The 20,831-nt window shown below is 72.1% G+C and carries 19 protein-coding genes; 6 read left to right on the forward strand and 13 right to left on the reverse strand.

Annotated features, from left to right (window positions below; genetic code table 11):
* Window positions 1-60 precede the first annotated feature (60 nt).
* Window positions 61-243 (reverse strand): DUF397 domain-containing protein, encoded by a 183-nt coding sequence (locus tag AB0J33_RS10660; protein ID WP_238658740.1) that lies wholly within the window; start codon window positions 241-243, stop codon window positions 61-63.
* The gene (locus AB0J33_RS10665; RefSeq protein ID WP_363612053.1) at window positions 234-1,046 is read right to left on the reverse strand and encodes a helix-turn-helix transcriptional regulator; all 813 of its coding nucleotides are present in this window, start codon (window positions 1,044-1,046) and stop codon (window positions 234-236) included. The genes AB0J33_RS10660 and AB0J33_RS10665 overlap by 10 nt, the downstream gene beginning before the upstream one ends.
* 443 nt (window positions 1,047-1,489) lie before the next feature.
* Here AB0J33_RS10665 and AB0J33_RS10670 point away from each other — a divergent pair, with 443 nt between their 5' ends.
* Complete coding sequence (locus AB0J33_RS10670; protein ID WP_363612055.1) at window positions 1,490-1,780, forward strand: hypothetical protein; 291 nt, start codon at window positions 1,490-1,492, stop codon at window positions 1,778-1,780.
* A gap of 10 nt (window positions 1,781-1,790) precedes the next feature.
* Here the strand turns inward: AB0J33_RS10670 and AB0J33_RS10675 are convergent, their stop codons facing one another.
* The 5 genes from AB0J33_RS10675 to AB0J33_RS10695 form a co-directional block, all read right to left on the reverse strand.
* Complete coding sequence (locus AB0J33_RS10675; RefSeq protein WP_363612057.1) at window positions 1,791-3,200, reverse strand: class II fumarate hydratase; 1,410 nt, start codon at window positions 3,198-3,200, stop codon at window positions 1,791-1,793.
* Between the two features lie 35 nt (window positions 3,201-3,235).
* Window positions 3,236-6,214, reverse strand: a complete 2,979-nt coding sequence (locus AB0J33_RS10680; protein ID WP_363612059.1) for a BTAD domain-containing putative transcriptional regulator — start codon at window positions 6,212-6,214, stop codon at window positions 3,236-3,238.
* Window positions 6,215-6,471: 257 nt separating this feature from the next.
* Window positions 6,472-8,139 carry a fumarate hydratase gene (locus tag AB0J33_RS10685; RefSeq protein ID WP_363612061.1) on the reverse strand — a complete coding sequence of 556 codons (1,668 nt, stop codon included), beginning with the start codon at window positions 8,137-8,139 and terminating at the stop codon, window positions 6,472-6,474.
* 157 nt (window positions 8,140-8,296) lie between these two features.
* A complete protein-coding gene (locus tag AB0J33_RS10690) occupies window positions 8,297-9,715 on the reverse strand; it encodes a PQQ-binding-like beta-propeller repeat protein (protein WP_363612390.1) in 1,419 nt (472 codons plus the stop codon).
* Window positions 9,716-9,820: 105 nt separating this feature from the next.
* Window positions 9,821-10,324 (reverse strand): Lrp/AsnC family transcriptional regulator, encoded by a 504-nt coding sequence (locus AB0J33_RS10695; protein WP_363612063.1) that lies wholly within the window; start codon window positions 10,322-10,324, stop codon window positions 9,821-9,823.
* 139 nt (window positions 10,325-10,463) lie between these two features.
* Between AB0J33_RS10695 and hppD the strand changes: the two genes are divergently transcribed.
* The 5 genes from hppD (at window position 10,464) to AB0J33_RS10720 (ending at window position 15,739) form a co-directional block, all read left to right on the forward strand.
* The gene (gene hppD / locus AB0J33_RS10700) at window positions 10,464-11,669 is read left to right on the forward strand and encodes a 4-hydroxyphenylpyruvate dioxygenase (protein WP_363612065.1); all 1,206 of its coding nucleotides are present in this window, start codon (window positions 10,464-10,466) and stop codon (window positions 11,667-11,669) included.
* A 195-nt stretch (window positions 11,670-11,864) separates the two neighbouring features.
* Entirely contained in the window at window positions 11,865-12,884 is a 1,020-nt protein-coding gene (locus tag AB0J33_RS10705; RefSeq protein WP_363612067.1) for an RDD family protein, read from the forward strand.
* A complete protein-coding gene (gene hisC / locus AB0J33_RS10710) occupies window positions 12,881-13,993 on the forward strand; it encodes a histidinol-phosphate transaminase (RefSeq protein WP_363612069.1) in 1,113 nt (370 codons plus the stop codon). The genes AB0J33_RS10705 and hisC overlap by 4 nt, the downstream gene beginning before the upstream one ends.
* A gap of 140 nt (window positions 13,994-14,133) precedes the next feature.
* On the forward strand, window positions 14,134-14,688 hold the full coding sequence (locus tag AB0J33_RS10715; RefSeq protein ID WP_363612071.1) for a hypothetical protein: 555 nt from the start codon (window positions 14,134-14,136) through the stop codon (window positions 14,686-14,688).
* 370 nt (window positions 14,689-15,058) lie between these two features.
* Window positions 15,059-15,739: a hypothetical protein gene (locus tag AB0J33_RS10720; protein ID WP_363612073.1), complete on the forward strand. Its 681-nt coding sequence runs from the start codon at window positions 15,059-15,061 to the stop codon at window positions 15,737-15,739.
* Between the two features lie 121 nt (window positions 15,740-15,860).
* On the opposite strand, the gene AB0J33_RS10725 is transcribed toward AB0J33_RS10720, so the two are convergent.
* The 6 genes from AB0J33_RS10725 to AB0J33_RS10750 form a co-directional block, all read right to left on the reverse strand.
* Complete coding sequence (locus AB0J33_RS10725) at window positions 15,861-16,211, reverse strand: LPXTG cell wall anchor domain-containing protein (RefSeq protein ID WP_363612075.1); 351 nt, start codon at window positions 16,209-16,211, stop codon at window positions 15,861-15,863.
* A gap of 101 nt (window positions 16,212-16,312) precedes the next feature.
* Window positions 16,313-17,569 carry a PQQ-binding-like beta-propeller repeat protein gene (locus tag AB0J33_RS10730; RefSeq protein ID WP_363612077.1) on the reverse strand — a complete coding sequence of 419 codons (1,257 nt, stop codon included), beginning with the start codon at window positions 17,567-17,569 and terminating at the stop codon, window positions 16,313-16,315.
* A 101-nt stretch (window positions 17,570-17,670) separates the two neighbouring features.
* On the reverse strand, window positions 17,671-18,153 hold the full coding sequence (locus tag AB0J33_RS10735) for an SRPBCC family protein (protein ID WP_363612079.1): 483 nt from the start codon (window positions 18,151-18,153) through the stop codon (window positions 17,671-17,673).
* A gap of 138 nt (window positions 18,154-18,291) precedes the next feature.
* Entirely contained in the window at window positions 18,292-18,501 is a 210-nt protein-coding gene (locus AB0J33_RS10740) for a DUF397 domain-containing protein (protein ID WP_354940223.1), read from the reverse strand.
* Between the two features lie 176 nt (window positions 18,502-18,677).
* On the reverse strand, window positions 18,678-19,874 hold the full coding sequence (gene fahA, locus AB0J33_RS10745; RefSeq protein WP_363612081.1) for a fumarylacetoacetase: 1,197 nt from the start codon (window positions 19,872-19,874) through the stop codon (window positions 18,678-18,680).
* The gene (locus AB0J33_RS10750) at window positions 19,871-20,740 is read right to left on the reverse strand and encodes a hypothetical protein (protein ID WP_363612083.1); all 870 of its coding nucleotides are present in this window, start codon (window positions 20,738-20,740) and stop codon (window positions 19,871-19,873) included. Before AB0J33_RS10750 ends, fahA begins: the two co-directional genes overlap by 4 nt.
* Between the last annotated feature and the right edge of the window lie 91 nt (window positions 20,741-20,831).

Raw genomic sequence — 20,831 nt, forward strand, 5'->3', positions numbered from 1 at the left:
GACCCCTTTACCCGATCGGCGCGGCAACCCCCGACCGCCGTCGCGGGCGAGGCGGTCGGGTCAGCGCGGGGGCGCGCCCACGAAGAGCCGCCAGGAGTACGCGTCGACAACGAGCACGGGCCCGTCCGAGTCCTTACTGTCCCGCACCCCGACCACGTCCCCCAGATTCGTCGCCACCTCGACGCACTGGTCGTTGGAACCACTCCGGCTGCTCTTACGCCACCGGGCTCGGGTCAACTCCACGACTCTGCCACTTCCCTCAGCAACTCGATCGACTCCTGCGGTGGCAACGCCTGCCCGAGGGTAGCTTCCCAGGTCCGTTGTAGACGCAACAGATCGGCAGGTCGATCGAGTTCCTGGCCGCCGATCTGGCCACCGAGGTATGCAAGATCGCTATGGTCGTCCACGGTGGCAAGGATGAACGGCCCGTTCAGACCGGGATACTCCTCGGCCGAGCGAGGCACCACATGGAGCTGAACCCGCGGATGCTCGGTCGCCAAGCGCGCCAGGTGCAGCGACTGCTCGGACATGACCTTCCGACCGCCGACGCGTCGCCTCAGCACCGACTCGTCAAGCACCGCAACCACATGCGGCGGGCGATCTTCGTAGAGGACCCGCTGGCTGTCCATCCGATCCGCCAGGCGACGCTCGACCTCATCGGCGTCGAGCAGTCGGTCTGACTCGAAGATGGCGCGGGCATAGCCTTCGGTTTGCAGCAGCCCGGGGACATGCAGCGGGTCGAACCATCGCAGCGCCCGCGCCTCCGCGAGGATCGCACGCCAGCCGCGCAGCCAGGGCTGCGCCCGGTCCAGGCTGACCAGTTCGGTGGACATGCGGCCGAAGAGGCCGCCGGTTTCCAGGGCGCGGTCGACCAGTTCCAGGTACTTGGCGGTGGGCGGCTGCTGGCCCAACTCGACGGCGCTCACCATCGACGCCGAGTAGTTCACCGCCTTGGCCAGCTCGTCCTGACTCCAGCCGCGTCGGACCCGCGCCCGGCGCAGCTCCGCGATCAGGAACGCCGCCGCCGTCATCTGTCCATCGGCCATGCCGTGCCGCCCTCCACCCCGCCGACGATCATCTCCAGCCGGCCGCCAGCGGCGGTGCCACCCGAAACAGGGCGACTATGACGACGCGGCCAAACCCTTCCGACCGTAGTCGCCTGATCACCAGACTGTGAAGCGCGGCACCGCTCCCCGTCCCCCGGGATCTGCCGGCGCCGCACGGGACCGCCCGCTCCCCCGTGCCGGGCGGTCCCACCTCCCCGACAGCCCCGACCACGCCGTCCGCCCCGACCACACCCACGACCCAGGCCCACGCCCAGGCCCCTCCCACGCCCGCCGCGCGAGATCCTGCTCGATCGTGGAAACAGTGGGGTCCTGGCGCTTGGAAGCCACTACATCCAGGATCGAGCGCGATCTTGGGGCAGGCCGGGGCGAGCGGAGGGCGTGGTGATGCCACAAACGATTCAGGTCGAAAGGAAAGCCGCCGCATGTCAGGGACCACCCCGGCCGACAGCGCCGCGAGTCCACGTCGACAGCACCTGGCCCTGCGCCCGCTGTGGCTCTGCCGGGTCTGCGCCGCGCCCTGGCCGTGCCCGGTCGCCCGACTCACCCTGTGTCGGGAGTACGCGCACGACCGGGTCGGGTTGAGCATCTACCTGTGCACGGTCCTGCACGAGGCGGCTGCCGACCTGTACCGCCTGAACCCGCACGACGGCCCGGACCCCGCCGCGCTCTTCACCCGCTTCCTCGGCTGGGCGAGGCCGCGGCACCTCCGTTGAGCAGGGCGGGTCAGGGGTGGGTCATCCGGAGCAGGTCCAACGTCTCGTCCAACTGGGTCTCGGTGAGCTTGCCGGAGTCGACGTGGCCCCGGGAGATCACCACCTCGCGGATGGAGGTCTGCTTGGCCAGCGCCTCCTTGGCGATCGACGCGGCTTCGTCGTACCCCAGGTAGCGGTTGAGCGGGGTGACGATCGACGGTGAGCCCTCGGCGTACGCCAGGCAGACCTCGGCGTCCGCGACCAGGCCGACCACCAGCCGGTCGGCGAAGAGCCGGCTCACCGCCGAGAGCAGCCGGATCGACTCCAGCAGGTTGCGGCCCATCACGGGGAGCATCACGTTCAGCTCGAAGTCGCCCTGCGAGCCGGCGAACCCGACCGCCGCGTCGTTGCCGATCACCTGGGCACAGACCTGCCGCATCGCTTCGGCGACCACCGGGTTGACCTTGCCCGGCATGATCGACGAGCCGGGTTGGAGGTCCGGGATGCGCAGTTCCCGCAGGCCGGCGCGAGGGCCGGATCCCATCCAGCGGATGTCGTTGGCGATCTTGTAGAGGCCGACCGCCAGGGTCCGGAGCTGCCCGGAGGTCTCCACCAGCGCGTCCCGCGCGCCCTGCGCCTCGAAGTGGTTGCGCGCCTCGGTCAGCGGCAGCCCGGTCGACTCGCGCAGCTTTTCGATCACGGCGGCGGCGAAGCCGAGCGGGGTGTTGATCCCGGTGCCCACGGCGGTGCCGCCCAACGGCAGCTCGGCCAGTCGGGGCAGCGCGCCCTCCAGCCGTTCGATCCCGTAGCGGACCTGGGCGGCGTAACCACCGAACTCCTGCCCGAGGGTGACCGGTGTGGCGTCCATCAGGTGCGTACGCCCGGCCTTGACCACCGTCTCGAACTCCGCCGACTTGGCCTCCAGCGCCGACGCCAGGTGCGCCAGCGACGGCAGCAGATCCTCGACGATGAACTGGGTGGCCGCCAGGTGGATCGACGACGGGAAGACGTCGTTGCTCGACTGGGAGGCGTTGACGTGGTCGTTCGGGTGCACCGGTGAGCCCAGCTCACGGCCCGCCAGGGTGGCGATCACCTCGTTGGTGTTCATGTTCGACGAGGTGCCCGAGCCGGTCTGGAACACGTCCACCGGGAACTGGTCGTCGTAACCACCGTCGGCGACGTGCGCGGCGGCGGCCGCGATAGCGGCGGCCACGTTGGCGTCGATCACGCCCAGCTCGCCGTTGACCTCGGCCGCCGCGCCCTTGATCTGGGCGAGGGCCTTGATCTGGGCCGGTTCGAGACCCCGGCCGGAAATGGGGAAGTTCTGCACCGCACGCTGGGTCTGCGCCCGCCACAGCGCCTCGGCGGGCACCTCCACCTCGCCCATCGAGTCGCGTTCGATGCGGTAACCGGTCGCCTCTGGAGTCGTCACGCGTACCATCCTGCCGCGCCCGTGGCCGACCCGCAGATGATCCGTCAGCCCAACTCGGCGAGCAGCCGTTGCACCTCGTGTTGGTTCGGCGAGTCGATCTGCCGGAACAGCGCCAGCGCGCGGGTCAGGTGTGCACGCCCCGCCGCCGGGTCGGTCGTGAGCAGGCAGCGGCCGATGCCCTCCAGCGCCCGGCCCTGCTCGTGCCGGCAAGCCAGCCCGGTGGCATCGGCGAGCACCCGACGATGCAGGTCGAGCGCGCTGGCCACGTCCCCCTGATCCAGGATGGCCCGAGCCAGTTGGTTGCGCGAGCCGCACTGGGCGATGCGGTCCCCCACCTCGGTCATTGCGACGAGCGCCGCGCGGTGCAGGTCGGCGGCCCGTTCCGGGCGGCCGGCCTCCCGTTCCATGACCCCGATCTCGTTCAGCACCTCACCTTCGCCGAACCGGGCACCCACCTGTCGCTTGACGCGCAGTGCCACCCGCAGCAACCGGCCTGCCGGCACCACGTCACCCATCCGATGCCGGATCATCCCGAGGTGCCCGAGGGCGTTGCCGATCCGACGCGGGTCGCCGACCTCGCGGGCGATCCCCAGGTGCCGTCGAGCGGTGCGCAGCGCCTCGTCGTACCGTCCCCAGAGCAGCAGGGTCATCGAGAGGTTGTTGAGTTCGTTCGCCAGCGCCTCCTTGTCCCGCAGCCGCGTCGCCAGCGCCCTGGCTTCGTCGTAGCACTCCTGGGCCCGGCGGAACTCGAAGTTGGCGGCGTACGAGGTGCCCAGGTTGCCGAGGGTGTTGCGGAACGCGTACCGCAGACCGAGTTGGCGGAAGATTTCGAGCGACCTCTCCATCACCCGGATCGACTCAGGAAAATCACCCAGCCGATAGTGGGCCGAGGCCAGGTAGTTGAGCATGGTCGCCACCGCCCGGTCGTCGCCCAACTCCTCGGCCGCGCGCAGTCCCGCGGAGTGCGTCTCGATCAACTCGTCCAGGCGACCGCTCTCGAACTGGGCGTGCCAGCAGGCCCTCGCCAACTGCCAGCAGTGCTGGAGGAACCCCTCGGTCTCCGCCAGCCGGCATAGGGCGGTCCACAGGGCCAGGTTTTCGTCGAGCCAGGCTCGACCCTGCTCGGCAACGATCGCAACCAGGTCAGGGCGGGCCGGCTCCGCCACCACGATCAGTGAGTGGCCCGAGGAGAGTTCCGTCGTCCGGGCGATCGCCGTCGCGACGTGCAGGTGGTGGTCGAGCAGGCGCTCGATGCCGCCCCGCCGCTCCACCGCCCGCTCCGGCTCGGCCACCAGCGTCCGCGCGTACTCCCGGACCAGGTCGTGCAGCCGATACCGGCCTGGCTCCGACTCCTCCACCAGGTGCGCGTCCACCAACTCGTCCAGGAGGTCCTGCGCGTCGGGCAGGGGCAGCTTAGCGAGAGCGGCGGCAACCGAGCTGTCGAACCGTACCCCCGGATGCAGGCCCAGCAGCCGGAACGCCCGCTGCGCGGCCGACGACACCTGGGCGTACGACAGGGCGAAGGCGCGACCGACAGACCGTTCGCCCGCTTCGAACTCGGCCAATGGATCCGGTCGGGTGCTCAGCCGCTCGGAAAGGTCGGCGATTCGCCACCGGGGTCGGTGCGCCAGTCGGGCACCGGCCAGGCGGATGGCGAGAGGCAGGTGGCCGCAGCGTCGGACCACCTCGGCAGCCGCTTCCGGCTCCGCCGCCACCCGGTCCATGCCGACCACCCGGCCGAGCAGTTCGACCGCCTCGTCGCCGTCGAGCACGGGTAGCGACGACGGTCGTCCCTCGTCCACGCCGACCAGCCGGCGACGGCTGGTGATCAGGATCAGGCACTGCGAGCCGTTGGGTAGCAGAGGTGTCACCTGGTCCGCCGTGGCCGCGTTGTCCAACACCAGCACGGCCCGCCGGCCAGCCAGCTCGGTGCGCCAGAGCGCCAGTCGGTCGTCCAGGTTCGTCGGCACCCGATCGGCGGGGACACCGAGCTGCCGCAGCAGCGTGGCCAGCGCGGCGGCCGGTGCCAACGGGGTGCGTTCGCTGTGCCCGTGCAGGTCGATGTAGAGCTGGGCGTCCGGGTAGTCGTCCGCCAGAGCGGTGGCGAGATGCACCGCGAGGGCGGTCTTGCCGCTGCCCGCCATGCCGTCGATGAGCTGGATCCGGGCGCCGGCCTCCACCTCCTTGACCAGGCGGGCCAGCGTCTGCTGCCGGCCGGTGAAGTCGCCGATCGCCCGGGGCAGCGAGCGGACCGGGGCGATCGGTCGGTCTTCCCGACCGGCCAGGGCCAGATCACCGGCGAGCACCCGCTGGTGCAGCTCCTGCAACTCGGCGCCCGGCTCGATGCCCAGCTCGTCGGCGTAGAACCGCCGACCCTCCCGGTAGACCGCGAGCGCGTCGGCCTGGCGCCCGACCGAGGACAGCGCCAGCATGAGTTGACCTCGCAGGCGCTCCCGCAACGGATGCCGGTCGACGCTCTCCGCCAGTTCCTCGATCAGCTCGGCTGCCCGACCAAGGCGCAGTTCGACGTCGACGCACTCCTCCAGCGCGGTGAGGCGCTGCTCGTCGAGTGCCTGCGCACGCCGGCGGACACTCCTGCTCGGAATTCCGCCGAGCGCCGGCCCCCGCCACAACGACAGGGCGGCGCGGAATTCGGCTCGGGCGTCGACCAGCCGACCCGCGGTGGCGGCGGCTCGGGCCACCTCCACGCCCCGGGCGAAGACCTCGGCGTCCAGGTCGTTCGAGGCGGTGCGCACGCCGTACCCCACCGGGTCGGTGACGATGGTCTCCGGGGCGAGCCCCAGCTCGGTGAATCGGCGACGCAACCGCGACACGCAGGTCTGTAGTTGGGCGCGGGCGGTGGCTGGTGGCTTGTCCTCCCACACCGCGTCGACCAGCTCGTCCACAGGCACCAGCCGGCCGGGCCGCAACAGCAGCATGGCCAGCACGATCCGGTCGCGTCCGGCGGTGACAGTGGACTCGCCACCGCCGACCCGCAGGGGCCCCAGGATCCCGAACCGCATCTGCTCCCCCGCTTCAATGCCGCAACTTCCAGCAGAGTAGTCCGGCGGTAACGGATCGCCTCGGTCAGGCGATAGTGATCTGAGAGTGGATCGACAGCGGGGCACAGCAGACTCACGCTGGGTTGTCGGTGACGACATCCGACGGGGGCGGTGCGCCCGCCCCACCTCAGGGGTGGGCGCACCGATGTCGGCAGAGCACGGACGACGGGAAGGGCGCCGGACGGATTCGTCCGGCGCCCTTTCGCGTAGGTGTCGGGTCAGCGGCGGCCGACGGTGAGGACCGGCTTGGTGACCTCGGCGAAGAAGTCGTTGCCCTTGTCGTCGACCACGATGAAGGCGGGGAAGTCCTCCACCTCGATCTTCCAGACCGCCTCCATGCCCAGCTCCGCGTATTCGAGCACCTCGACGTGCTTGATGCAGTCCTGGGCGAGGCGGGCGGCGGGGCCGCCGATCGAGCCGAGGTAGAAGCCGCCGTGCTGCTGGCAGGAGCGGGTCACCTGGCCCGAGCGGTTGCCCTTGGCCAGCATCACGTGCGAGCCGCCGGCGGCCTGGAACTTCTCCACGTAGGCGTCCATCCGGCCGGCGGTGGTCGGGCCGAACGAGCCGGACGCGTACCCCTCGGGGGTCTTCGCCGGGCCGGCGTAGTAGACCGCGTGGTCGCGCAGGTACTGCGGCATCGGCTCACCGGCGTCCAACCGCTCGGCGATCTTGGCGTGGGCGATGTCCCGGGCGACCACCAGCGGGCCGGAGAGCGAGAGGCGCGTCTTCACCGGGTACTTCGACAGCTCCGCGCGGATCTCGTCCATGGGTCGGTTCAGGTCGACCCGGACGACCAGCTCGGCGTCGAGCGAGTCGTCGGTGACGTCGGGCAGGAACCGCGCCGGGTCGGTCTCCAGTCGCTCCAGCCACACACCCGACGGGGTGATCTTGGCGACGGCCTGGCGGTCCGCCGAGCAGGAGACGGCGATCGCCACCGGGCAGGACGCGCCGTGCCGGGGCAACCGGACCACCCGTACGTCGTGGCAGAAGTACCGCCCACCGAACTGCGCGCCGATGCCGAAGTTACGGGTCAACTCCAGCACCTCCGCCTCCAGCTCCAGGTCGCGGAAGCCGTGCGCGCTCATCGAGCCCGAGGTCGGCAGCGCGTCGAGATATTTGGCGCTGGCGTACTTCGCGGTCTTCAGGGCGTACTCGGCGGAGGTGCCACCGATGACGATGGCCAGGTGGTACGGCGGGCAGGCGGCGGTGCCGATCAGCCGCAGCTTCTCCTCCAGGAACTGCATCATCCGCGTCGGATTCAGCAGCGCCTTCGTCTCCTGGTAGAGGTACGACTTGTTGGCCGAGCCGCCACCCTTGGCCATGAACAGGAACTTGTACGCGTCGGGGTGCCCGTCCGGGTCCTCGGCGTACAGCTCCACCTGGGCGGGCAGGTTGCTGCCGGTGTTCCGCTCGTCCCACATGGTCAGCGGGGCGAGCTGGGAATAGCGCAAATTGAGCTTGGTATACGCCTGGTAGACGCCCCGGGAGATGGCCTCGGCGTCGGCGCCGTCGGTCAGCACGTGCCGACCGCGCTTGCCCATGACGATGGCGGTGCCGGTGTCCTGGCACATCGGCAGGACACCACCGGCGGCGATGTTGGCGTTGCGCAGCAGATCCAGCGCGACGAACCGGTCGTTCGGTGAGGCGGCCGGGTCGTCGATGATCGCCCGCAGTTGCGCCAGGTGCGCGGGGCGCAGGAAGTGCGCGATGTCGTGCATCGCCTCGGCGGTCAGCGCGGTGAGCGCGGCCGGCTCCACGGTGAGGAACCGGCGGCCTCCCGGGCCGTGTACGACGTCCACGCCCTCGTCGGTGACCAGGCGATAGTCCGTCTGGTCCGGGCCGGTCGGCAGCAGAGGGGCGTACGAGAATGCGGCGGCACTGCTCATGAGCGGCAAGCCTAGGGCAGACCGGTCGATCACTCCCACCCGCCGGGCGGGTCCTGGGACGCCGCTCTCATCCACCGAGCGTGTCGGCAGCCGCCGCCGTCCGGGTCGGCGGCCGAACCCGCCCGCTCAGCCGTCCGGTCGGCGGCCACCCGCCCGCTCAGCCGTCCTTGCCGTCGCCCGGGTCGGGGCAGAGTTCGCCCTTCGGCCCGCAGTCGTCGTTGTCCGGCACTCCTGGGCCGGGGCCGGGGCCGCCCGGCCCGGGATTCCCACCGTCGCCGGGTGGTCGGGGCGACGAGCCGCCGATCGCGCCGACGAAGCGGACGTACCCGATCTCCCGCCCCTCACCGATGATCATGCCTTGTGACCCGACGGCGAGGGCGTTCGCCGAGGTGCGCAGGACAGCCAGCTCCCGGCCACTACGCGGGTCCAGTGCCAGCAACCGGGACGGCTTCTCGTCGGCCAGCACCGCCGCGTACGGGGTGAGCGCGGCGCCGGCCTTGCCGCTGGCGGCCCGGGTCCAGAGCACCTTGTCGGTGCCCAGCTCGCGGGCGACCACCGAGCGCTTGTCGGCGGCGCGGAACACCGCCAGGCGGTCGTCGACCGCGACCAGCTTCGTGCCCGACGCGCCGACCCAGAGCAGCCGTCCGTCGTACCCGTCGATCACCGCCTCGCGGCCGTCCGGGCCGACGCCGATCAGCACGTTGCGCGCACCCTGCGGGTCCTCGCGTTGCACGCAGCCGGCACTGTCGGCGGTGCGCAGGTTGACCCCGGCCTGGTGCCACGCCTCCTGCCCGGTCGCCGAGTCCCGCGCGGAGATGGCGAAGTAACAGGTGCCGTCCTGGGAGCGGGCGGTGATCCGGAGCAGCCGGCCGCCCACCACTGACAGCCGCTCCTCCCGACCGGGTTCGACGTTCTGCAACACCCGGCCGGTGGCGGTGTCGACCACGTGCACCCGACCGTCGACCGGGAAGCCGAGCAGCGGTGGCGCGGGCTCCGCCCCGGCCACGCCGTCGTCGATCCGGGTGGCGGTGAGCCGGCGGGTGCCGCGCAACCCCGGGTTGTCGGCGAGCAGTCCGCTGTGCACCCCGGGCAGGAACGCCGTCCAGAGCGGCGCGGTGCCGCGCGGGTCCCAGGCGCTCAGGGTGCAGTCGGTGGCGTCCGTGCACCGGGCGTCGAGGAGCAGGTTGCGGTACGTCCAGACGGCCACCGCGTCGTCGTCACGTCGGCGGGTCACCCCGGTCGTCGGGTCGAGCAGCTCGTACCCCTTGACCAGAAGCTTGCCCACGGCCACCACCGGGTCCCGGTCGCCACCGGCGACCGCCGCCCAGTCCGCCTTGCGCTCCCAGAGCTGGGCGCCGGTGGCCAGGCTGCGCGCCTCGACCCGGGTGCGCTGCTCGACCACGACGGCGTCGCCGGCGATGGTCACGCTGCGCGGCGTGCCGCCGACCCGTTGCTGCCAGACCACGTCGGGCTCGGAGATGGGTTCGCTGCGGTCCACCCAGTCCCACAGGCCGGGGAACGGGTTCCACACCCCGGTCGCGGCGAGCGCGACGACCACGGCGAGGCCGAGCAGCAGCCCGCCGCGCACGCTCCCCTTCGCCACCCGCACACCGTAGCCACGATCAGGGATCTTCCGTACGCCCGCGCCGCCGTGTCGCCACGCTTTCTGGGCTCGGAGGTGTTAGAGCGTCCTTCCCTCGGCCCGAACGGCGCTGCGCACCAACGGGAGCGTGCGGTAGGGGATCTGCTCGGCCAACGCGATGATCGTCGAGGCCCGGGTGATGCCGGCCGACGAGACGATCTGGTCGATGACCCGTTGCAGGTCGGTGTTGGAGCGGGCCACGATCCGGCAGAGCAGGTCGCTGGAACCGGTGATGGTGTGCGCCTCCAACACCTCGGGGATGGCGGCGAGGTGGGCGGTGACCGGGTCGTGACCGTGCCGCTGGCTGATCTCCAGGGTGACGAAGCTGGTCACCCCGAACCCGATCGCGGCCGGTGCGATCTCGGGGCCGAAGCCCTGGACGACCCCCCGCTCGACCAGCTTGTCCAGCCGGGCCTGCACGGTGCCCCGGGCCACCCCGAGCCGCCGCGAGCACTCCAGCACCCCGATCCGCGGCTCCTCGGCGAGCAGTTCGATCAAGCGCACGTCGAGCGCGTCGAGCTGTACATTCTGCTCACCATTCATGAGTGCAGACCATACCGAATGCGCAACCTGACCAGCGTTTCTGCCAACAGTTGCCCACCTGACGCCGGGGCAGCGATCCTCGCCACAAGAACCGACCACGGCGGCCCACAAGGCCGGCCGGTACGCGAGGGAGCCCACCATGACCCAGGCGATCGACCGACCCCAGTCGACCGAGGACGTCGACATCGACCGGCTCGTCGGCGCTGTCGACCACGACATCAGCCACGACCCGTTCCCGGTCCGGGGCCTCGACCACGTGCACTTCCTGGTCGGCAACGCCAAGCAGGCCGCCCACTACTACTCCACCGCCTTCGGCATGACCTGCGTGGCGTACCGCGGCCCCGAGCAGGGCTACCGCGACCACGCCCAGTACGTGCTGACCAGCGGCTCGGCCCGGTTCGTGCTGACCGGCGCGGTGCGCCCGGACGCCGCCGGCGCCGAGCACGTGGCCCGGCACAGCGACGGGATCAGCGACATCGCGCTGGAGGTGCCGGACGTGGACGCCGCGTACGCGCACGCCATCGCGCAGGGCGCCGGCAGCGTCGTCGAGCCGCACGAGGTGACCGACGAGCACGGCACGGTCCGGATGGCCGCCATCGCCGCGTACGGCGACACCCGGCACACCTTCGTCGACCGGTCCCGCTACACCGGCCCGTTCCTGCCCGGCTTCGTGGCCCGCGGCCCGATCGTGGACCGGCAGCCGATGATCGACGCCGGCATCCAGCCGAAGCGGTTCTTCCAGGCCGTCGACCACGTGGTCGGCAACGTGGAGCTGGGCCGGATGGACGAGTGGGTCGAGTTCTACAAGCGGGTGATGGGCTTCTCCAACATGGCGGAGTTCGTCGGCGACGACATCGCCACCGACTACTCGGCGCTGATGAGCAAGGTCGTGGCGAACGGCACCCGCAAGGTGAAGTTCCCGCTCAACGAGCCGGCGATCGCCCGCAAGAAGTCCCAGATCGACGAGTACCTGGAGTTCTACCAGGGCCCCGGCGCGCAGCACATCGCCGTCGCCACCAACGACATCCTGGCCAGCGTCGACGCCATGCGCGCGGCCGGTCTGGAGTTCCTCGACACCCCCGACTCGTACTACGACGACCCGGAGCTGCGCGAGCGGATCGGCAAGGTGCGGGTGCCGATCGAGGAGCTGAAGGCCCGCAAGATCCTGGTCGACCGGGACGAGGACGGGTACCTGCTCCAGATCTTCACCAAGCCGGTGCAGGACCGTCCCACGGTCTTCTTCGAGCTGATCGAGCGGCACGGCTCGCTGGGCTTCGGTAAGGGCAACTTCAAGGCGCTCTTCCAGGCGATCGAGCGGGAGCAGGAAGCCCGCGGCAACCTGTAACACTTGCGAGCGTGACGCAACCTCCGTCGTACCCGACGCCGCCGGTCGGTGGGCCCCAGCCCGCCGCCGGCGGCTTCGCGCCGCAGCCCGGACCACACCCGCAGGGGTACGCCCCGCGACACCTCCATGACGAGTTCGCGGGGACAGTCGTCGTTAAGGTGTCCCCGTGAGTGACCGAAGCGGACTGGTGGCGGCGTGAGCGTTCAACCTGGGTGGTACGTCGACCCCGCCGACACCGAGACCCGGCGTTACTGGGACGGCGAGGGCTGGCTCGGTGCGCCCATTCCCGTCGACGCCACCCCACCGGACGGCCCGCCGCCGGCCGAGCCGCCGCCCCCGCCGGTGACCCCCGCCGCGCCCGCCGCGTCGACGACCCCCGACTCGGCGACCGGTGCGCCTGGCTGGTCGCCACAGCAGGGCCCACCCCCGGGGTACGGCCCGCAACCGGGTCCCGGCCCGGGTTGGGGACCGCAGGCCGGCACTCCCGGCCCGAGTCCACAGGCCGGTCCGCCCGGCTGGGGTCCACAGGCCGGTCCGCCCGGCTGGGCGCCTCCGGGTGCCCCTCCCGGCTGGGCTCCCCCGGCCGGTCATCCCGGCTGGCCCGGACGACCGCCCGAGCCGCGACCGCACGGGCACCGGCTGGCCGGCTACGGCCGCAGGTTCGTCGCCCGGCTGATCGACTTCGGCCTCGTCCTCGCCCTGAACGTGGTCGTCAACGGCTGGTTCGTCTGGCGTTGGGCGCAGGAGTGGGCGCCGTACTGGCAGGAGGTCTTCCGGCGCGCGGCGCGCGGCGACACCTCCGCCGAGGGCCTGCCGATGCCCGGTGAGCAGGCCGGGTCGCTGCTGGTGGCGATCCTGCTGATCGCCACCGCGCTCTGGCTGGCGTACGAGGTGCCGACCATGGCCTCCGGCGGACAGACCATCGGTAAGCGGGTGATGCGGATCCGGGCGGTGCCGATGACCGCCGACCAGCCGCTGGGGGTCCGTCGCGCGCTGAGCCGCTGGAGCACGTTGGGTCTGCCGACCCTGCTCTGGTACTGCGCCGGGCTCGGCCTGGTGCTGCAACTGGTCGACGCCCTCTCCCCCCTCTTCGACCACCCCCTGCGTCAGGCGCTGCACGACAAGCGCGCGCAGACGGTGGTCGTCGAGGTTCCGTACCGCACCGATTCCGCCCCCTCGAACGACCGCAACCAGCCCCCGGGAGACACCCCATGACCGACTCCGGACGTCACCAGCCGGCACTGCGGCTGACCCGCGTCGACCTGGACGCGCTGCCCAGCTACGTGCCGGGGCGCAGCCCCGCCGACCTGGCCCGCGAGCTGGGTCTGCCGGAGGCCATCAAGCTGGCCAGCAACGAGGTGCCGTACGGGCCGCTGCCCGGCGTGGTGGAGGCGGTCACCGAGGCGGTCACCACCTCGCACCGCTACCCGGACATGGGCGTGGTCGCGCTGCGGGACGCGCTGGCCCAGCGGTACGGGGTGGACGCCGACCGGATCGCCACCGGCTGCGGTTCGGTGGCGCTGGCCGAGCACCTGGTGCGGGCCACCTGCCTGCCGGGTGACGAGGTGCTCTACTCGTGGCGCTCCTTCGAGGCGTACCCGATCATCGTGGCGACCAGCGGCGCGACCAGCGTGCGGGTGCCCAACGACGCCGGGCACGGTCACGACCTGGCGGCGATGGCCGCGGCGGTGACCGACCGGACGCGGGTGATTTTCGTCTGCAACCCGAACAACCCCACGGGTACGGCACTGCGCCGGGCCGAGTTGGACCGGTTCCTCGACGCGGTGCCAGACGACGTGCTGGTGGTGATCGACGAGGCGTATCGGGAGTTCGTCACCGACCCGGAGGTGCCGGACGGTCTCGACTACCTGGACCGGCCCAACGTGGCGGTGCTGCGCACGCTGTCGAAGGCGTGGGGGCTCGCTGGGCTGCGGATGGGCTGGCTGGTCGCCCAACCGGTGGTGGCCGCCGCCATCCGCAAGGTGGCCACCCCGTTCTCCAGCAGCACGGCAGCCCAGGCCGGGGCGCTCGCCGCGCTGACCCAGGCCGCCGAGATGGAGCGTCGCTGCGCTCTCGTCGTCGCGGAGCGGGACCGGGTCACCGAGGCGCTGCGCAAGTTCGTGCCCGAGGTGCCGACGAGCCAGGCCAACTTCGTCTGGCTGCCGCTGGGCGAGCGGGCTGTGGCGTTCGGCAGGGCGTGCGAGGCGCGCGGGGTGATCGTGCGGCCGTTCGCCGGCGACGGCGTCCGGGTCACCATCGGCACCCCGACCGAGAACGACGCGTTCCTGGCGGCGGCGGAGGCGGCGGAGGCGGCGCTGGCCTGAGCCGACGGGCGCCCACCTGTGACCATCTCGTGACAGATGGGGTGTTTGTCCGGCTTTATGCCTGAATTGCCCTATCTTTCGAAGTAGCCAGCCGAGTCGAGGACTGCGGCGGGTTCACTTCGAGAACGGGGTACTACACAGTGCGTACTGCCAAGATCTGCCTTGCCGGGGCGGCCGCCGCGGCGATGGTGGGCTTCCTCGCCGCGCCGGCCTCCGCCGCGCCCACCGACACCACCGACACCACGTTCGAGGTGCTCGCCGGCACCCTCGACATCGTCGCGCCCGCCACCGCCGACCTCGGCAGCGGCGCTCCCGGTGGCACCATCACCGGGCAGCTCGGCACGGTGACGGTCACCGACTCCCGCGGCGCCGCCGACGCCTCCTGGGTCGCCTCGGTGACCGCGACGGTCTTCCAGACCGGCGGCGGCTCGCCGCCCGAGACGGTTCTTCCGGAGGAGATCGACTACTGGTCCGGCCCGGCCACGGCGACCACCGGCAACGGCACCTTCACGCCGGGGCAGCCCACCGCCGCCGACGCGGAGCCGCTGTCCAGCGTCACCCCGGTCACCGCCTTCACCCACGGCGGCGGCACCGGCGGCAACACCGCCAGCTGGAACCCCACCCTGGTGGTCAACGTCCCGTTGGACAGCATCGCGGGCGTCTACACCGGCACGGTGACGCATTCGGTGGCGTAGCCCCCGCGGGCGGTCGACCATCGCGGTCGCGCTCGCCCTGTTCTGCCTCGCCGGTCCGGGTCTGTCGACCCGGGCCGGCGCGGTCGAACCGGACGCGGGATCGGACGACGGCACCATCGGGATCCGGCTGCTGGAAGCCCCGATCGAGCGTCGCACCGACCCTCGCGCGCTGCGCTACATCGTCGACCACCTACCGCCGGGCACCACCATCAAACGACAACTGCTGATCGTCAACCGCACCGACCAGACCCGTCGTGTCGACCTGTACCCGGCCGCCGCGACCCTGGAGAATGCGGCGTTCCGCTTCGGCGAGGGCCGCGCCGAGAACGAGCTGACCTCCTGGGTCACCCTGGACGAGCGCTCCGTCGAGTTGGGACCGAGGGACGAGACCAGGGTCCAGGCGACCATCACGGTGCCGCCGGCCGCCTCCCGTGGTGAGCGGTACGGGGTGGTCTGGGCCTCCACCGCCTCGACGCCCCGCACCGGCGGCGAGATCACCCAGGTCCACCGGGTCGGAGTCCGGATGTACCTCGACATCGGGCCCGGCGGCGAACCGCCCTCCGACTTCTCGATCGGCGAGGTACGCCCAGCCCGCGACCCCGACGGGAAACCGTCGCTGACCGTCCAGGTCAGCAACACCGGAGGTCGCGCCATCGACCTGACCGGCACGGTCACCCTGACCGACGGACCGGCCGGCAGCAGAGCCGGCCCGTTCCCGGTCGGGCAGGGCGTCACGCTGGCGCCGGGCGCGGCCGGGCAGGTCATCGCCACGTTCCCGGCAGCGCTGCCGAACGGCCCCTGGAACGCGGAGGTGAAACTGGAGAGCGGTCTGGTGCAGCGCAGCGTGACCGCGCGGATCACCTTTCCCGACCCGGGTCAGATCGGCGAACGGGGCAGTCTCATCTCCCGGATCATCTCCGGCTGGACCCTGGCGGCGGCCGTCGCGGGCCTGCTGCTGATCGCCGGCCTGACGGTCCTGGCCCGCCGGTCCCGTCGCTCCGGTCGGCCTCCCACCGCCAGGCCGAGAGAGCATGCCTCGGCCGGTCGTTGACCTCGCCGGCCACTCGGCCGACACCGACGTCAACTCGCCCACGCCCGGCCGTCAGCCCACCCGCCGCCCGGCCGTCAACTCGGCCGACGCCAGGCCGTCAGCCCACCCGCCGCCAAGGCTGTCAGCCCGGCCGACGTCGCCGGGCTGCGAGCCACCCGAGGAAGATCAGGGCCGCGCCCAGCGCGGCGAGCAGCAGCACTGATCCGCCCGACCCGGTAACCGGCAGCTCACCGCCGTGGCTGGGCGTGGGTTGGGGTGGCGCCGTCGGCGTGGAGGTGGGTGGCGGCTGGGTCGGCGACGCCGGCAGGATCTCGAACGTCACGCCGGTGCCCGCGGACGGCTCGGCCCGGACGGCGCTGGACCCACGCGCCGAGGCGGGCTCGGCGGCCAGCACCGGCGACAGCGCCAACGTCAGGCTCGCGGTGGCGGCGAGCGCGCCGCCCACCAGGTAGTGGGTTGCTGTCCTGGCCATGCGCCGACCCCTTCCACCGGAAACCTGAACCGTGAAAAACATACCCTTTTTGGACAAAGGGCACGATCGGTTCGGTGTTGCGGGGGTCGAAGACGCCACCATCAGGTGGCGGCCAGGATCACCGTCTCCCCGGTGTAGTAGTAGCGCCGATCGTCGCCGGTGGGGTCGACCGGCTTGCGGAGCCGTTCGACCGCGACGAACCCGTCCTCGGCTGCCACCGCACCGGGCGCCCAGCCGGTCCCGTCCGAGCCGACATTGAGCACGAAGCGGGACAACTCCCTACCGGTCAACGGATCCAGCGTCACCAGGTCGTTCGCCTCGGTCAGCAGGTGCACCCGACCCGGCTGCCCGGCCAGCACCCGAGCCGCGCCCAGGCCCGCCGACCGCCACAACTCGGCCCCCGTACGCGCCGATCGACCCACCGCGACCCCGTCCCGCACGACGACGGCCTGCTCACCGATCAGCGTCGCACCGGCCTGGTCCAGCGCGGGGGCGGCAACCGGCGAGCCGGCGCCCAACAGCCAACCCCGACCGCCCGCGTCGCCCGGTCCGGCGGTCCGCAACCCCAGGCAGTCCGACCGGCCGGTACGGCAGCCCAGCGGCGTCACCACCAACTCGTCCGGGCCGCCCGGCGGACGCCAACGCTCCCGTACCGCGCCCGTCGCCGCGTCCCGGAACTCGACGGTGGCCGCCCCCGCGCAGGTGTCCAGCCCGATCAGCTGCCCGGAGGCGGTGCTGCCGATATCGCTGCGGCAACCGCCCGGCAACTCGGCGCGCCACAGCTCCCGGCCGTCGCTCACCTCGACCCCACGCGCCTGGCCGTCCCCGGTCACCACCAGCACCGTCCGCCCGTCCGGGAGTTCGGTGAGCTGGAGCCCGCGCGGATCCCAGACGGTGGCCGCCCCGGTACGCCGCACCACCGTCGAACTCTCGGCGGGCTCCGGACCGTCGGACCTCCAGCGCACCCCGCCGGTCCGGGCGTCGAGTGCGACAAGGTCCCCGTCGGACCAGCGGCTGACCACTGTGGCGCCGCTGGCCACCACCGCGGCCAGCTCGGCCGGCCACCGCCGGTACGACCAGTACGGCGAGGTCCGGTGTCGCCCGTCGACCGGTTGGTCGGCGTAGACCTGGCGGTGCGCGGCGTACACCCGCAGCCTCTCGTCCACGATCAACGGCGCGACCGGCAGCCGCCCGACCACTCCGGCGGCCGGTCGGGCCGGGGCCGGGTAGTCGGCCCGCGCCACCGTGCTCACCTCTGCCGGCGCGAGGACCCGGTGGACGATGACCGCGACGACCGCCGTCGCGAGCAGCGCCGCGACCGCGACCGCGAGCCGTCGCCGACCTCTCGGGAACCTCATGCCGCACCTCCGCCCGGCACCCTACCCAGCGGATGAGGCCGGACCCGCCTCAGGTCACGGCGACCACACCCGGGCGGAGGCGACGGGTCGTCGGTTGACGCTCAGGCGGCTTCGACGGTGCCGGTGGCACCGGCTGCGACGGCCAGGTCGGCGAGATCACGCCGGAGCGCCGCCTCGACCGCCCGCGCGGCGAGCCCGCCGAGCAGCAGCGCCACCACCCGGCCGTACGGGGCGGTCGGCACCGCCTCCTGGGTGACGGTGATCGCCGTGCAACCCCGACGACGGCGTCGGACCGGCCGCAGGCTCCAGGTGATCCGGTAGTCCGCGCCGGCACCGGAGGAACAGAGCACCAGGCGCTGCGGGGCGACCGCCTCCACCACCAGGAACTCCTCGGCCAGCGTGCCGCCGCCCGGCTGGGCGCGCTCCTCACGCCAGGAGGTGCCCGGCCCGAACGGACCCGGCGTGAGCACCTCGATCGGGCCGGCCGCGGTCAGCCGGGCCGCACGGCCGGGCAGGTCGGTCAGCAGACGCCAGACGTCGACAGCGTGCGCCTCGATGAATCCGGTAATCGCCACCGTCGACATGCCACCCTCCCGTGTCCCCGACGGTACGCGGAGTGAGGGCCGGACGGGGCCCCCGGACGGAATTTCCACCACCCGGAGGCCACGCTGTCCGATTGGGCGGTCGCTCGCACCGGTCGTCGACCGGTGCCGGATCGCCGGTCAGCGTTCGAAGCGACCGGCCCGAATCGCGCCGATGAACGCCGTCCACCCCGGCGGGCTGACCGCGAGTGTGGGGCCGGACTGGTCCTTGGAGTCGCGGACCCCGACCAGACCATGGACATCGACCAGGTTGTCGGCCACCTCCACGCAGAGCCCCTGATCGTTTGAGCGGCTACTGGTACGCCAGACCGCGCCCGCAAGATCGTGCATCGTCGTTACCTCCGTGTGCGTCGGGATGCCCCGCCGCTGGCGACCCGGGCACAGCCCGGCCCGGATCGCGCGGCGTGGCAACGGAATCCGGACGATCAACGGGTCAACCAGGGTCGGTGATCGCACAGCCGGTGCGATCACGGGTCCCGTGCACGAGACGGAGGGCGGACGCCCGCTCAGTGGGCCGGACGAATGGTGCCGGTGACCTCGCCGAGGGCGATGGTGGTGCCGTCCGGGCCGGGGGCGGTGGCCGTGATGGTCACCGTGTCACCGTCGGCGAGGAAGGTACGGCTCTCGTCGCCCACCTTGACCGGCTCGGCGCCTCCCCAGGTCAGCTCCAGAAAGGACCCGACCTGCCCCCGCTCCGGCCCGGAGACGGTGCCGGAGGCGTACAGATCGCCGGTGCGCAGCGACGCGCCGTTGACGGTGAGGTGCGCCAACTGCTGCGCCGGAGTCCAGTACATGGTGGCGAACGGAGGCTCGCTGACCCGCTCGCCGTTCCACTCGACCGCCAGCCGGAGATCCAGGCCCAGGTGCGGCACGTCCCGCAGGTAGTCGACCACCGGCGGGTCCTGGTCGGGGGCCGGCACGTTGGCCTCGCCGAGCGCGTCCAGCGGCGTCACCCAGGCCGAGATCGAGGTGGCGAACGACTTGCCGAGGAACGGGCCGAGCGGCTGGTACTCCCAGGCCTGGATGTCCCGGGCGGACCAGTCGTTGACCAGCACCACCCCGAAGACGTGTTCGGCGAAGTCGTCCACGCCGACCCGGTCGCCCAGCGCGCTGGGTACGCCCACCACGAAGCCGACCTCGGCCTCGATGTCGAGGCGTACCGATGGGCCGGTGACCGGGCCGTCGGCGGAGGCCCGCTGCCCGGTCGGCCGGGTCACCGGCGTGCCGGAGACGACCACGGTGCCGGCCCGGCCGTGGTAGCCGATCGGCAGGTGCTTCCAGTTGGGCAGCAGCGGCGGCTGGCCGGGGCGGAAGATCTGTCCGACGTTCGACGCGTGGTGCTCGGAGGAGTAGAAGTCGACATAGTCGGCCACCTCGACGGGGAGCAGCAGCTCCACGTCGTCGAGGGGCACCAGCAGCGGCTCCACGGCGGCCCGGTGCGCCGGGTCGGTCAACAGCTCGGTGATCCGCTGCCGCACCGCCGTCCACTGCGGACGTCCGAGCGCCATGAAGTCGTTGAGCACGGGCTGGCACAGGGCGCCGGCGGCCAGCACCAGCTCGGCGGTCTCCGCCGCCGCGAGGTCGAAGACCCAGGACCCGATCCGTACGCCGATCCGCGCCGGACCCCCGTTTCGCCGGAACACCCCGTACGGCAGGTTCGTCACCCCGTACGCAGAACCGTCGGCGCCGGTCACCCAGGTCATGCGTCGTAGCCCCCGTTCACCAGCCCAAGCCGGATCAGATCGGTAAGTGGTTCCAGGATGCTGCACGAGCCGAAGCCGACCCAGAGTGGGCGGGGCCCGTCCAGCCGCGCGGTCGCGCGCTCCACCAGCGGGCGCGGGTCGACGACGGTCAGCAGTTCGGCGACCGGGCGCACCCCGTCGCCGTCGGCCGCCGCCAGGGTCGCGGCCAGCACGTTGGCGTAGCCGTGGTGGGTGAACCCGGTCTCCGGGTCCAGGTGTCGAACCGCCTGGTGCAGCCCGGCGGTGAGCTTGAACGGCAGGCCCCGGTCCCGGCAGGCGCAGATCACCGCGGCCAGCTCGGTCGGTGTGGGGAAGAGTTCGGCGGCCAGGCCGCCGGTGCGGAACTTGGCCGCGATCGGCACTCCGTCGGCCCGCGCGGCGGCGAGCGTGTCCAGTGCCCCCATCAGTCCGAAGGTCAGCGGCAGCTCGGCGTAGACGGCCTGCACGCCCGGTAGCGCGTCGGTCAGCCGCAGCAGCTCGGCGATGCCGGGCATCGGGTCCTCGCCGCGCTTGGCGACCGCCACCTCGACCTGATGGGCGGTGATGCCGTCCGGGGCGAGGAACGACAGCGCGAACGGCAGGTTCCCGATCCCGGTGTCACCGATCACGCCGACCACCAGGCCCTCGCCCGGGTCGACGGGACCGCTCAGCTCACCGGCCGCCACGGTGGAGGCGGGGATCAGCAGCGGGCCGACCAGGTCGGCGTACCAGCCGGCGCGGTGCTGGCGGTGGGCGGCCAGGGCGTCGTGCAGCGTGGCGCTGCCCGGAGGGAAGACGGCGGCGTCGTCCACCAGGCCGTGCAGTAGTGCGGGCAGCTGCGTTGACACGGAACAAGAATGTACGGGACGCTACGAGGAACGGACAACAGCGTCCGATTATCGGACGCGCCCGGCCGGTGAACGGGATATATCGGGAGGC

Origin of the sequence: Micromonospora sp. NPDC049645, from assembly GCF_040675155.1 — a bacterium.
GTDB lineage: Bacteria > Actinomycetota > Actinomycetes > Mycobacteriales > Micromonosporaceae > Micromonospora.